Here is a 13,574-nt window from a genome sequence, read left to right as displayed (position 1 = left end):
TCAATAAGCTGCTTCATAAATGTAGATAGCGTCGCTAAGATTTATCTGACGTGGATTATTTTTAAGTAGTCGGGCAATTTTCATAGCATCGGCCGCCATAGCCGGTATAGCTTCTTTGTTTATACCAGCCTCGCTAAGCCGAGAAGGGATACCACATTTTTCAATCAGCTCCCTGATCTTATCAACTCCGGCATACGCTGTGTAAACATCTGTTTTTCCGCTATTACAACCCAATGCACGGGCAACATCAGCATAACGCGCAGGTGCCGATGGTATATTAAATTCCATTACATAGGGTAATAGCAACGCGTTTGATAAACCGTGTGCCATATGGAACATACTACCCAATGGATATGATAAGGCGTGTACGCCAGCAGTATTTACCGGGCCTAAACAAAACCCGCCTAACAGGCTGCCTATGGCCAACTGTGTACGGGCATTTTCATCGGCTCCGTTGTTAACTGCTTTAACCAGATTTGCTGCTATAAGCCGCATGCCCTCATAGGCGTACATGTCAATAAATGGATGTGCAAACAGGTTCGTATATGCTTCCAAACAATGTGTTAATGCATCAAGTCCGGTTGCTGCAGTTATATCAGGTGGCAGGTTATAAGTCAGGGCCGGGTCAATGATCACCATATCAGGAACAAGGTAAGGGCTTATGATACCCTTCTTTTGGTTATCAGCATCATCAATCAATATAGCGTTAGGTGATGCCTCACTGCCTGTACCTGCTGTAGTGGGCACACATATTAATTTGATGTTGCGTTTTTTGAGCAGACCAATGCCTGTTATATCACTTAAAGTTTGGTCATTATCAATTTGTGCCGCTAACAGTTTGGCTACATCGAGCACGCTGCCACCGCCAATGCCAATAACCACATCAACTGGTTTATCAGCAACAGAATTTATCAAAACATCAAAATCACAGAATGATGGTTCCTGAACTATAGTTGTATTTACGTTAACGGTTATGCCTTGTATTTTAAGTTGTTGTATAAGCGGGTCAAGCTTTGTTAAAAGCACATTTATAGTAATGATCAATACGTTGGAATATCCTGCCGCAGCTACTTCATCAGCTAATTTCAGGTACGAGTTTTTCCCGATAATTATTTGAGCAGGAAATCTGACAGTGATATCCCGGTAAGCAATATCTGTTTGTGTCATATATATTAAATGCGATCTTTTAAAATGAATCTCATTGCAGTGTTTCTATTAACTTCTTTAACCGAAGCCTCATTTTTTACCGGTATTGTTGACATGGGGGACAGGTTATTAATTAGTCCTGGGTTAAATATTCCTGTAAACTTTAAAGAATAAATAGATTTAAGCTGCATATATTTTATAATGAATAGAATAGAGGTTTGGTCAATTGGTTGATATGAACAAAGATGTGCAAAGACACACCTCGTTTTTACCTATGTGTTATCAAATTATTGTACGATATTATCTAAAGCCCTATGTATGCAGACAGGATTAGCAACCAACTATATTTTATTGCTCACTATATCTGAATTTAACACTTACTTCATTATTAGGGTATAAACATTTATAGGAAGGCAATTAAATATCAGGACAATTTATTATAGAGAAATAAGCCGTTTTGTTATACAAAAGTCTTTAATGTTAGGGGCACAAGGTAACATTATCGATAAAAACTTGCTCGTAAAGACGTTAGTTAATAACTTGCGGGCTTGTATGTTATTAATCCATATAAGTAATGATTAAAATTTGCAGGCTCTTATTTCTCGTTTCAATTATTTCACTTGCCAGTACTGTATTTGCGCAACAAATTAAATTAGGCGCAAATGTGGAACAGTCATTAAAACAGGTTAGCCCCGAACAAATAAAAACAGATATTACATATTTGGCTGATGACAAGTTAAAAGGGCGTGCACCAGGAACGGAAGGTTATCAAATGGCGGTTGACTATGTTATTGGTCGGCTAAAATCACTTGATGTTAAACCTGCCGGCGAAAATAATACCTGGCTGCAACAGGTAAAGCTGCGCAAAGCATTTACCAATAATGCTGTTTTATCTTTAAATAGTGGCCAGTTAAAAAATTTGGTTGTACGAGACGATGGTTATGTAATTTACCCTAATCCTTCTGTCCCTGAGGTTAAAACCTCTGCAGATTTGGTATTTGCCGGATATGGTATCAGTGAACCCAGCCTTGGTTATGATGATTATGCCGGGTTGGATGTAAAAGGAAAGATCGTACTGATTACCCGGGGCGCTCCTGAAAAATTTTCATCCTCGGTTGCCGCGCATACCATGAACTCCGCCCAGATATTAAAAGTAGCGGCAGAACATGGGGCAGTAGGTGTTATTATTGGTTTGGCCGATTCTACAGCTCGTTTGAACAATGTTAGTAAAGGCATTTACAGTGTAATGGATAACGAAGGCAAAGTTGCTGTTTCACGCGTTTATTATTCTGATCAGATAAGTGTGTTTGGTAATATGAACTATGCGTTGTTTAATTTGTTGCTTAGTAATTCAGGTAGATCCCTGCCGGAAGTTATGAGCCATTTAAAAGCGGGTCAATCTTATTCATTTTCATTAAATGTAGGTGCTAAAGTTTCGTATACCTCAACTTACCAGGATATTACCAGCTATAATGTTATCGGAAAAATACCGGGCACAGATCCTAACCTGAAAACTGAATATGTGGTGCACAGTGCCCATTTAGATCACCTGGGTATCGGCACACCGGTACAGGGCGATTCCATTTATAATGGGGCGCATGACAATGCCTCGGGTGTAGCCAGCCTATTAGCCATTGCTAAGATATATAAAGGTATTAAACTGAAGCCTAAACGCTCTATCCTTATGGTATTGGTAACCGGCGAAGAGTTAGGTGATCTGGGATCTGGTTATTTTGCCAAACATCCAACAGTACCTGCTAAAAGTATGGTTGCAGATATAAATACTGACATGCCTACTATTATTGCTCCCTTATTATCAATTACAGCTTTAGGGGCCGAACATTCATCGCTGGCTAACCAGGTTGCTGAGGCGGCAGATCATCTGGGCTATTTAAGTGTGGAACCAGACCCCGAACCTAAGCAAGCCCGCTTTACACGGAGCGATCAATATAGCTTTGTTTTGCAGGGTATTCCGGCCTTGCATATTAAATACGGGAGTAAAACAGCCGATGGTAAAAATAATATGAACGAAATAGTGGCATCATGGCGCGAAAAATATTACCATAAACCACAGGATGATATAAATGGGATATTTGATTTTGAAGCCGGAAAGAAATACGCCCAGCTTAATTTTTTGATAGGTTATCTTGTAGCGCAGGATGTTGCCCGGCCAACATGGAACGCAGGGGATATATTTGAGCAGAAGTAATTACCCGGAAATTACTTTTCGCAGTTTAGGTTTTAATAACTTTATCATATCTAATGGTTAATAATATTGAATTGACAGAAACTTCCTTGTTAATAAATTTAAAGTGCCCCGAATGCGGCACTATACATAATACTGCGGTTATCAATACGGTTTGTATTAATGAAACCTGCAGATCTACCTTATTTGCGCAGTATAATTTAAGTACGGGTATCAACAAAGCTGTTTTACAGGGAAGGGTGGCAACAATGTGGCGGTATAAGGAATTTTTACCTGTTACTGATGAAAGACATATTGTTACGCTTGGCGAAGGTTTTACCCCTATAATACAAATTGAAAATTTAAAACAATTTACTGGGAATAATGAAGTGTTCTGGAAAGATGAATCTGGTAACCCAACTGGTTCATTCAAAGCGCGGGGCATAAGCGCAGCCGTATCCAAAGCTAAAGAACTGGGCATCCAGACAATTGCCACACCTACCGCCGGAAATGCCGGGGGCGCATTGGCTGCTTACGCGGCCCGCGGGGGAATGAAAGCGGTTGTATATATGCCCAAACAAACACCCAAGGTTTTTAAAGATGAGTGCCATTTATACGGCGCCGAACTGGTGGAGATTGACGGCAATATAAGTGATTGCGGTAAATTGGTAAATGAACATGCCCTGTTAAATAATTGGTTCCAGGTATCAACGCTGAAAGAACCCTATCGGTTGGAAGGCAAAAAAACCATGGGTTATGAAATAGCCGAGCAGTTTAACTGGCAATTGCCTGATGTAATATTTTATCCGACAGGCGGCGGTACAGGGCTTATCGGGATCTGGAAAGCATTTGATGAGATGGAGCAATTAGGCTGGATAGGCAGCAAAAGACCGCGCATGGTGGCTGTACAATCGCAAAGTTGTGATGGTATTGTTAAAGCATTTCATGCAGGGCAGTATGTTTCTGAATTTGCTGATGGTGGATTTACCATAGCCAACGGTTTGCGTGTGCCCAAACCTTATGCCGATAAAGTTATTCTGAAGGTTTTACGCGAAAGTGAAGGATTTGCCCTTACTATTAGTGATGAAGAAATGAGCACTGCATTAAAAGAAATTGCGAAATATGAAGGTATGCTTATAGCGCCTGAGGGGGCCGCGTTATGGCAAGCCTATAAAAAATTGAAAGCCACTCAATGGATAAAGCCCGAAGAAAAAGTGTTGCTTATTAATACAGGGAGCGGATATAAATATCTGGAGAACATTAATATATAGGTCTCTTGTCTTTCGGGTTTAAGAGGGTGCAAAAAAAAGTCGTTTTCTTTACAAAACGACTTTTTTGTATCTTATAGAATAAGAATCCACCACAATATTGATGAAAATATGCTCTATTTAATCTGATCCTGAAAGCTTCCAAACAAGTTTACCAACTTATCAGGATAGTCGGAGATAATACCATCTACTTGCCACTCTGCCATTTTTTGCATGGAGGCTTCATCATTAACAGTCCACGGTATTACTTTAACATTGCTTTGGTGGGCATTTTTTACAAAATCAGCATCTATTAAAGCATAATTAGGGCTGATGACTGCCGGAGAAAAGCCAAGTTTCTTAATATTATCATCAAAGTTGTCTTTATTCTGTACTAAATATGACAGCGGTTGTTTAGGATATTTTTGATGCAGCAATACTAACGGTCTGGTATCAAACGACTGGATGATAACCCTTTTTTGAACGCCTTTTTTCTTTAAAACATCCATTACCAGCTTAACGAAAGCCGCAGGTTGTGGATGCGCGATATCATCAGCCGCGGGTGAGCTTTTAATTTCTACATTGTAATATACAGCCTTTAAATGATGAGCTTTAACGTATTGTTCAACACTATCTATCAATGTTGACAGCAGCGGCTTATATGTTTTCATTTTCTTCTGTTCAGGAAACTGAGGGTGTGGTTTAGTACCCGCGTCAAAACGCCTGATACTATCGTAGGGCATTCTGTATAATAAAAATTGTTTTTCCTCGGCTTTGCTGATCAAACTGCCATCAGGTTTGAGCATAAAATCGGACGACATATAAACATCGTGCGATACAACTACCTGTTTGTCTTCTGAGATCACGCAATCCAGCTCCAGCGTTTTAACTCCCAGGTCAACGGCATGAAGCATGGTCGGAATGGTGTTTTCAGGCATTAGGGCCCGTCCGCCGCGATGGCCTTCCACATCTAACTTTTGCTGTGCAAAAACTGAAGATATAATACAACTGAACAAGGGTACAAATAAATATTTCATAGATAAATTTTGATGACTGGTTATTTAAAAATTAACTTTCTTAAATTTTGCTTGATTTGTAATGTAGTTAATCAGGGGCGAAAGTAGGGTAGGGTTGTTAAGTTGGATTTGGAGGTTTATTATCAAATTGATAAATTTAATGAACTATTTGGCGGATAATCCGGTTAAGATAGATTGTATAAAACCATCCATTACCTTGGCCGGGTTTGCACTAAATTTATTTGTTGACCGGTTAGCAAGGATAACATTAAAAGATAACGCATGATGACCAAGACATTGGGCAAGGCCGTATATTCCAGCGGTTTCCATTTCAAGATTGGTGATTTTTTCTCCTCCTGACGATTTAAAAGCAGAAAGTATGGATAACAGTTGGGGCATTGATGACTTTGCCCTTACCTGCCTGCCCTGGGGTGAATAAAAACCGGGAGCAGTAAGGGTTAAACCAAGTGGCGCCATATAGTTAAATTGATTAAGTAACTTATTGCTGGCAGATGCTAAATAAGGATCAAGGTTGTAGCCACCCGGAATGGATGAGCGGAATTCTGATAAAAGTTGCTGATCTTTTAAAGTTATTGAATACTCATAAAAATGCATGAGCGAATCCATGCCAAGTGCGGCAGACGAGATCAATAAACTATCAATCGGGATCTCTGGCTGCAATGCGCCGGAAGTGCCAATGCGGATAATATCAATACTACGAAGGTTTGAATGGGGGAGCCGGGTTTTAAGATCAATATTTACAAGGGTATCTAATTCGTTTAATACAATGTCAATATTGTCTGTACTGATGCCGGTTGAGATAACAGTCAGGCGTTTATTACCGATTCGTCCGGTATGTGTAATGAATTCACGTTTACCTTTTTTTATTTCAATATGATCAAAAAATTTGCTTACCCGTGCAACCCTGTCCGGATCTCCAACCAGAATAACAAGGTCGCTTATATCGTCAGGATGCAAATTTAAATGATAAAGGCTGCCGTCCTCATTTAAGATGAGGTCGGTTTCTGAAATTCTTTCCAATAGTTTATGTTGATTTGGGGTATATTACCGATACTTAAATTAATTTATCAGGAGTGATAGGCAACGTTCTTATCCTTTTTCCAGTGGCATTATAAACCGCATTGGCAATTGCCGCGGCTACCCCGATGAGTGATATTTCGCCAATACCTTTTGTTCCTAACGGATTAACATATGGATCTGGTTTGTCAATAAAGATGGCTTCCATTTGGGGTATATCCGCGTTAACGGGTACGTGGTAATCGGCAAAATTATTATTTACATACCGGCCATAACGGTCGTCAAATAGAATTTCCTCTGTGAGTGCCATTCCAATGCCCCCAACGGCTCCGCCAATCATTTGGCTGCTGGCTGTTTTGTGGCTTACAATTTTACCGGCATCAACAACGGCAACTACTTTTTTTACTTTAACAACACCTGTTGCCGGATGTACATGAACCTGTGCAAAATGTGCGGAGAATGAATACATGGAATATTTTTGGCCCTCATCTCCACCTTGTGAATCTTTGGTCACTTCCAGGTATGGCAAATTAAGCTGTTTTAATACATTATCATAAGCAATTGGTGCAGTATCACCTTCGGGTTTGCCTGTTAATGTGTTAAGCTTTTGTTTAAGCGCTATGCAAACATCATGTACTGCTGATCCTACTGTAGATACCGTGGCTGATCCACCCTGTGTTGGAGCTTGGGGATAAGATGAATCGCCCAGATCAAAAGTGATTTTGCCTGGGGAGATACCTAAAACATTTGATGCAATAAGTACCATAGCTGTGCCAGTACCCGGCCCGATATCGCTTGCCGCACTTTGAATATTTACAGAACCATCGGGCATTAGTTTAGCTTTTGCCAAAGCCTTACCCCGGTGGGCGCCGAAAGCGCCACAGCCAATGCCATAACCTACAAGCCATTCGCCATCGCGTATGGAAGCGGGTTTGGTGGGGCGTTTATCCCAGCCAATATGTTCGGCGCCTAATTGGTAACATTCTTTTAAATATTTACTTGACCATGGTAAATTCCGTTCAAGATCTGTATCAGCATAATTACGCAATCTTAATTCTATGGGGTCAATATTTAAAGCATAAGAAAGTTCGTCAAGGGCCGATTCCAGTGCAAAAGATCCGGTTGCTTCACCGGGGCCACGCATTGGGGCTGGTACCCCTACATTCAGAGGGACTACCTTATAACGGGTATTGGCATTGGGGCTGGCATATAAAAATCTGGACACATTAACAGAGCCCTCTGTGAATTCTTCATAAACCGCTGTCTGAGAGTGTGATTCATGGGTGATGCCAACTAATTTACCATCAGGGGTGGCGCCTAAGCCAATTTTTTGAACGGTATGCGGTCTGTATCCCACCAGCGTGAACTGCTGCTCACGGGTAAATACCAATTTTACCGGGCGATTAACCATTTTAGCGGCCTGAACCGCTGCAATTTCATGCGGCCATGTACGCAAAGCCGAACCAAATGCGCCACCAACAAACCGCGAGTTGATTTGCACATTATTTATATCCAGTTTAAACGCGTCTGCAATGGCCCTTTGGGTATTTTTAACTCCCTGGGTTTTTGTATACACGGTTACTTTATCAGCCGTATCCCATATAGCAGTGGTAACGTGTAATTCCATTGGGTTATGCATTTCTGATGGCAGTGTATATTCCTGTTCCACTTTTACAGGTGCATTTTTATAAGCATCGGCTTCACCGCGTACATAATCAGTATAGCGGCCTCCCCCTGGTGTAACGCCTTTATCAATGTTTTTATTAAAATCAGTTTCAAAAGCCTTCTGTTGGTAGGTTGCTTTAACCAGGGATGCGGCATAGGTGGCACGTTCAAAAGTATCGGCTATTACCAGTGCTATGGGATGGCCATTGAAAAATATTTTATTGTCAATGAATAATTTTAAACTTTTTCTTGCCGGCTTGGATGGGTCAGGTTGATAGCCAGGCACTTGCGGTGCATTTAGATAGGTCATTACTGCGAGCACCCCCGGAGCATGTTCAGCAGCTTTTGTATCCATATCAGTAATGGTGCCGCTTGTAATTGTAGCGGGTACCAACACCGCATAAGTTAAGCCAGGTACTTTATACTCTGCCGAATATTTTGCTGCGCCAGTTACTTTCAATCGGCCATCTACACGGCTCAAAGTGGTAACTGCTCCATCGTTTTTTAATTGTATCTCTTCCATAGAATGAAATTTAAAATACTGCCATTAAGTTAACAATTGAATATTAAAAAAGCAGTGTGTAACCACATTGTTATTTTAATAATTCTGTCATCAAATATCGGTAATGTATATATCGTTATATTTTATAATTTCATGTGTTGGTAAAAAACAATCGTTTTTACCAGGATAACCAATCTTATGCAACTGAAAAGTTACCGGGTTGATATTATTCTTAATAGGTAGTTAACCTAAATGCAACATTCGAGGCGCAATTTTGCAACAATTTTTAAAAGCGTTTATAGTATTCTATTTAACATGTAATTGATTCTTTATTACATGTAATCTTGAGCAAACGCCAGCTTTTAATAATATTATGATCAACAATGATTCAAGTTGTATGTTTTATTTCCATCTCTTGTATCAGAAATATCATATTTCCCAAGCATTTTAATTAATACTTTTGAACTATAATAATGATAATAAATATGAAAACTCTTTTAGGCGTAATTTTAATACTGGCTTTACCATGCTATAAGTGGAGTGGTGATAATGATGATCTGCCAATTAATAAGATCCAGGTAATAGGTTCGCACAACAGCTATAAGGAAGCTATTGACCCGGCTTTGTTTAAAGTTTTTCAAAAACAAAATCCTGAGGCCGCCGAAAAAATTGATTATGAGCACATCAGCCTTACAGATCAGCTTAATATGGGCTTGCTAAATCTTGAAATTGATGTTTATGCAGATTCAAAAGGAGGCAAATATGCGCACCCCAAAGGTTTGGATTGGGTAAAAGATCAGCCACCATTTGATCCGGATGGTGAAATGAAACAGCCTGGTTTTAAAGTATTTCACATTGTTGATCTTGATTTTAGGAGCCATTGTTTAACTTTTAAAGATGGTTTAAAACAATTAAAAACATGGTCAGATGCCCATCCTGATCATAATCCCATCTTTATTACTTTAGAGCCTAAAGATGGAAAACCCAAAGATCCCAAGCTTACCGTTCCTGAAAAATTTACCACGCAAACGCTTGATGAACTTGATCAGGATATCAGAGATGGTTTAGGTAATTCTATCATTACACCTGATATGGTTAGGGGTAAATATGCTACCCTTGAAAGCGCTGTGCTGCATGGCAACTGGCCAACTTTAAAAGCTGCAAAAGGTAAGTTTATATTTATAATGGATAACAACAAGGAAGACCGGGCGCTTTACATTCAGGGGCATCCATCTTTAAAAGGAAGGGTATTGTTTACTAATACTGATCCCGGCAATCCTGAGGCTGCCATGATGATCCTGAACAATCCCCAAAATCCGGATATAAAAGAGCTGGTTAAAAAAGGATATATCATCAGAACCAGGGCCGATTCAGATACCGAACAAGCCCGTGCCAATGATAAAACAGATTTTACAGCAGCCTGTAATTCCGGTGCGCAAATAATAACTACAGATTATTACTTAAAAAGCACGCACTTTAAGTCTGATTATGTGGTGAACTTTGATGGAGGAAACAAATATTTCCGCTTAAATCCTGTACTTAATAATAGCATAGTAAACAACGGTACTGGCAATTAAGGATAATTACAAGGGACTGCTAAACAGCGGTCCCTTGTAATATTGTATACTTTCGCAAGTATATCAGTTAGTAATATTAAGGCTAAACTGGTCGGTTAAGGTGGCTTGATCGTCCTGAGCGGTTAACGCGTAATATTGACCGGTTATGGTTAATCCTTCAGTGGTTTTTTCTACAGCTATCTTTAAAAAACCATGTTTGGAATCACAATAGTTTACCAGCTGAATATGATCAAATAACGGGTCTTCATTGGTAAACCGTTCATCATCGGGCTGCGCTACGGCATGCAACTCATCAAAGCCGCCTGCTCCTGCAACAATATAGGTCAACACTTTATTATCTGAATATACCTTATTGAATCGCTGGTAGTTATGTACGTGGCCGCTCAAAACCATGTCGGGTTTCATGCCCGTTTCTTCAAATACCCCTTCCAGTAATTCAATCATAGGGAGGCTCGAACCGTGGTTAATATCGGCAGAATAGGGGGCATGATGTAAACAAAGCAATAAAGCTTTCTCCGGGCGTTCCTGGTCATTGGCTTTAAGCTCTTCTATAAACCATTTCCGCTGTTCTGCTGTAATAACACCAAATTTAGGTACGTTGCTGTGTAAACCGATAATATTGATGAGCGGCGTTTTTAATGTCCAGTATATATTAGGCTGAATCATGCTCATTCTATCAGTATCTCCACCCAAATTAACCGGGTTTGAAACCGTGTCGCAAAATACTTTAGTAAAAGCTTCCAGGCTATGATAAGGAACCGGGTTGGCCGGGTTTACATCGCTATCATGATTGCCCGCGATTGCAAAAATAGGCCCCGGATAATTTTTATACGGTGAAAAAAACTGTTGGTTATAACAGGCTGATTCACCATGATTGTAAACAATATCGCCTAAATGGTACAGGAACTGGGGCTTATCAGTTATTGCTGCCATTTCATATTGTTTAGACATCTCCGCGGCAACTAACTGAATGTTTTCAGGGTGGCGTACACTGCCGGTATCGCCAACCATGTGGAAAACTATTTTCTGGTCATCAACTCCGGGCAGTATTTTATTTATAGATAGATGATAAGGGTACAAACCAGTAGGGGAAGGTAAAGGTTGAAATTTATAGATATCATCAGGCTGATCCAGTTTAAACACCGGTTTTGCCTGCAAAGTGTTAAATGTTGTCATGTTGTCAAAAATACCAAACGGGTATTAAGCCTTGATTAAATAAATGAAAGTTGACATCATAATTACCCTGAAAATTCAATTGATGTAATAGGAAACATGCAATGGTTCTCTATTTTACCCCATAATTTTCTACTTTTAGCATTATATTATAAGTATTGTATGTTTTGGTACGAAGAAGAGGTTAAAGGACTCGAAAAGGAAAGGTTGCAATTAACCTATGAGCCATCAACATTGTTCTATGGAAGTTCGTCTATAAGGCTATGGGATAAACTATTTGATGATTTCAGGCCCTTTAAACCAGTTAACCTGGGTTTTGGAGGGGCTACACTTGCGGCATGTTCCTGGTTTTTTAACCGTATTGTTGCTCCCTATGATGCTAAATCCATCGTGATTTATGCAGGAGATAATGATCTGGGAGATGGAAGGCATCCTGAAGAAATATTTATTTTTTTTGAGCAGTTAGCCAGCCAAATTTCCAACCGGTTTGGTGATATTCCTTGTTATTTTATTTCTATTAAACCCAGCATTGCCCGTTGGGACTTGATCAACTCACTAAAGTATGCCAATAACATAATTGAAAACGAGATCATAAAGCAGGATAATAACTGGAAATTCATCAATATATATAACAAGATGTTAAATAAGGATGGATCTCCTGAAAAAGAGTATTTTCTGCAGGACGGGCTTCACTTAAGTGCTAAAGGATATGCATTGTGGAAACAAGTGGTATATGCCAGGCTTTTAGAAAATTTTCATGCAGAATTAATATAAAGGTCATACGATAGCCTCATCTTGCAATGCACAATATGAATAGAGAATATATTCAGTGGTATAGCCCTTCTCTTCAAAAAAATATGGAGATGCTTATTTTTGGTTATGGCGGAGCCTCTGTTTTATTTTTCCCAACCAGGATGGGAAGGTTTTATGATTACGAAAACTGGAGGGTAATAGAGTCCATGCGTGATAAGATTGAAAAGGGCTATATTCAGGTTTATTGTGTTGACAGCTGCGATTGCGAAAGTTTTTATAGTTCAGGATTCCATCCATCGGCAAAAGTAATGCGCCATATTCAATATGAACAGTACATTCTGCAGGAAGTTATGCCTTTTATGCATAAGAAAAATCCCGGTTCATTTAAAATTGCCGCCGGTTGCAGCCTTGGGGCCTATCATGCTGTAAATATCTCACTGCGGCACCCTGATGTATTTAATAAGGTGATTGGTATGAGTGGCAGATATGACCTTGCAAGTAAAATTGGGCATTATGAAGATCTGTTAGAAGGTTACTGGGATGAGAATGTTTATTTTAACATGCCCCTGCAATATATTCCTAATTTAATGGATGAAGACCGGTTGTTTAATATAAAACAAATGCACATTGTTATAGCTATTGGGCAAGAGGATGTATTGCTGGAAAATAACCGTACGTTATGTAGGATGTTATCGGAAAAGGGGATAAACAGCTCATTATATATCTGGGATAAAGAAGCACATCAGGCCCGGGCATGGCGCCAAATGGTAATTAATTATTTATAGGTTTCAGCAAAATAGAGCTCATTTATAATTAGCCATTTGAAAAATAGTTAAAAGATGGTGGGCTTCATGCAGTAAAAAAAATTCGGTCCATTTCAGGATATTCAAATTTCCGTAAACCGGGTGGGTGCCTGTTTTATTCAACTCTGTTTCTGAAATACCTTCAATTAATTGGAGTATATCCTGACGGTTTAATTTGATCTGTTCAATCAAATCTTTTGTAGGCCTGGTTCTCCAGCCTTCAAATTCCGGATCATCTTCCGCTTTGTAGCGGCCAAATGAAGGGTTCTCTGTTGATAGAATTTTATTGATCCTCTCCATAAATACAAGTTGATATCTTGTTAAATGCGCTATGTTATCATGTATGTTCCATTTATCGGGCTGAAGTTTTTTAAATAATTGTTGTTCATCAAGATCAAAAATGATCTCACTGATTGTTTCATGCTGCAATTTTAACCTGCAGGCTATTGAATCACTAATTTTCATATGC

General features: G+C 39.5%; 11 protein-coding genes. 5 read left to right on the top strand and 6 right to left on the bottom strand.

The features are described 5' to 3' along the window. Complete coding sequence (locus M2273_RS03455) at positions 1 to 1,167, bottom strand: iron-containing alcohol dehydrogenase (RefSeq protein WP_429393026.1); 1,167 nt, start codon at positions 1,165 to 1,167, stop codon at positions 1 to 3. 643 nt (positions 1,168 to 1,810) lie between these two features. Here M2273_RS03455 and M2273_RS03450 point away from each other — a divergent pair. Together M2273_RS03450 and M2273_RS03445 are read left to right on the top strand one after the other, a co-directional pair. Beyond that, positions 1,811 to 3,355: a M28 family peptidase gene (locus M2273_RS03450; RefSeq protein ID WP_429393024.1), complete on the top strand. Its 1,545-nt coding sequence runs from the start codon at positions 1,811 to 1,813 to the stop codon at positions 3,353 to 3,355. A 53-nt stretch (positions 3,356 to 3,408) separates the two neighbouring features. Beyond that, complete coding sequence (locus tag M2273_RS03445) at positions 3,409 to 4,602, top strand: threonine synthase (RefSeq protein ID WP_429393022.1); 1,194 nt, start codon at positions 3,409 to 3,411, stop codon at positions 4,600 to 4,602. Positions 4,603 to 4,715: 113 nt separating this feature from the next. Here the strand turns inward: M2273_RS03445 and M2273_RS03440 are convergent, their stop codons facing one another. The 3 genes from M2273_RS03440 to M2273_RS03430 form a co-directional block, all read right to left on the bottom strand. Beyond that, the gene (locus M2273_RS03440; RefSeq protein WP_429393020.1) at positions 4,716 to 5,615 is read right to left on the bottom strand and encodes a glycerophosphodiester phosphodiesterase family protein; all 900 of its coding nucleotides are present in this window, start codon (positions 5,613 to 5,615) and stop codon (positions 4,716 to 4,718) included. 144 nt (positions 5,616 to 5,759) lie between these two features. Beyond that, the gene (locus tag M2273_RS03435; protein WP_429393018.1) at positions 5,760 to 6,635 is read right to left on the bottom strand and encodes a nucleoside phosphorylase; all 876 of its coding nucleotides are present in this window, start codon (positions 6,633 to 6,635) and stop codon (positions 5,760 to 5,762) included. 34 nt (positions 6,636 to 6,669) lie between these two features. Beyond that, entirely contained in the window at positions 6,670 to 8,820 is a 2,151-nt protein-coding gene (locus tag M2273_RS03430; RefSeq protein WP_429393016.1) for a xanthine dehydrogenase family protein molybdopterin-binding subunit, read from the bottom strand. Positions 8,821 to 9,284: 464 nt separating this feature from the next. On the opposite strand from M2273_RS03430, the gene M2273_RS03425 reads away from it, so the two are divergent. Beyond that, positions 9,285 to 10,376 (top strand): phosphatidylinositol-specific phospholipase C1-like protein, encoded by a 1,092-nt coding sequence (locus M2273_RS03425; protein ID WP_429393014.1) that lies wholly within the window; start codon positions 9,285 to 9,287, stop codon positions 10,374 to 10,376. Positions 10,377 to 10,439: 63 nt separating this feature from the next. Here the strand turns inward: M2273_RS03425 and M2273_RS03420 are convergent, their stop codons facing one another. Then, complete coding sequence (locus M2273_RS03420) at positions 10,440 to 11,552, bottom strand: metallophosphoesterase family protein (protein WP_429393011.1); 1,113 nt, start codon at positions 11,550 to 11,552, stop codon at positions 10,440 to 10,442. A 159-nt stretch (positions 11,553 to 11,711) separates the two neighbouring features. On the opposite strand from M2273_RS03420, the gene M2273_RS03415 reads away from it, so the two are divergent. Both M2273_RS03415 and M2273_RS03410 read left to right on the top strand, forming a co-directional pair. Beyond that, positions 11,712 to 12,323, top strand: coding sequence for a GDSL-type esterase/lipase family protein (locus M2273_RS03415; RefSeq protein ID WP_429393009.1), 612 nt, complete (start codon positions 11,712 to 11,714; stop codon positions 12,321 to 12,323). A gap of 83 nt (positions 12,324 to 12,406) precedes the next feature. After that, on the top strand, positions 12,407 to 13,087 hold the full coding sequence (locus M2273_RS03410) for an esterase family protein (protein ID WP_429393007.1): 681 nt from the start codon (positions 12,407 to 12,409) through the stop codon (positions 13,085 to 13,087). Between the two features lie 18 nt (positions 13,088 to 13,105). On the opposite strand, the gene M2273_RS03405 is transcribed toward M2273_RS03410, so the two are convergent. Further along, positions 13,106 to 13,570, bottom strand: coding sequence for a DinB family protein (locus tag M2273_RS03405; RefSeq protein WP_429393005.1), 465 nt, complete (start codon positions 13,568 to 13,570; stop codon positions 13,106 to 13,108). Positions 13,571 to 13,574 lie beyond the last annotated feature (4 nt).

Origin of the sequence: Mucilaginibacter lappiensis, assembly GCF_050433765.1 — a bacterium.
In the GTDB taxonomy this organism is placed as follows: Bacteria; Bacteroidota; Bacteroidia; order Sphingobacteriales; family Sphingobacteriaceae; genus Mucilaginibacter; species Mucilaginibacter lappiensis_A.
This window is presented reverse-complemented; position numbering and strand designations above follow the sequence as displayed.

Coding starts and splice junctions, on each gene's coding strand:
- M2273_RS03455 (WP_429393026.1), bottom strand. CDS start 1,167: ATGACACAAACAGATATTGCTTACCGGGATATCACTGTCAGATTTCCT.
- M2273_RS03445 (WP_429393022.1), top strand. CDS start 3,409: ATGGTTAATAATATTGAATTGACAGAAACTTCCTTGTTAATAAATTTA.
- M2273_RS03440 (WP_429393020.1), bottom strand. CDS start 5,615: ATGAAATATTTATTTGTACCCTTGTTCAGTTGTATTATATCTTCAGTT.
- M2273_RS03430 (WP_429393016.1), bottom strand. CDS start 8,820: ATGGAAGAGATACAATTAAAAAACGATGGAGCAGTTACCACTTTGAGC.
- M2273_RS03425 (WP_429393014.1), top strand. CDS start 9,285: ATGAAAACTCTTTTAGGCGTAATTTTAATACTGGCTTTACCATGCTAT.
- M2273_RS03420 (WP_429393011.1), bottom strand. CDS start 11,552: ATGACAACATTTAACACTTTGCAGGCAAAACCGGTGTTTAAACTGGAT.
- M2273_RS03415 (WP_429393009.1), top strand. CDS start 11,712: ATGTTTTGGTACGAAGAAGAGGTTAAAGGACTCGAAAAGGAAAGGTTG.
- M2273_RS03410 (WP_429393007.1), top strand. CDS start 12,407: ATGGAGATGCTTATTTTTGGTTATGGCGGAGCCTCTGTTTTATTTTTC.
- M2273_RS03405 (WP_429393005.1), bottom strand. CDS start 13,570: ATGAAAATTAGTGATTCAATAGCCTGCAGGTTAAAATTGCAGCATGAA.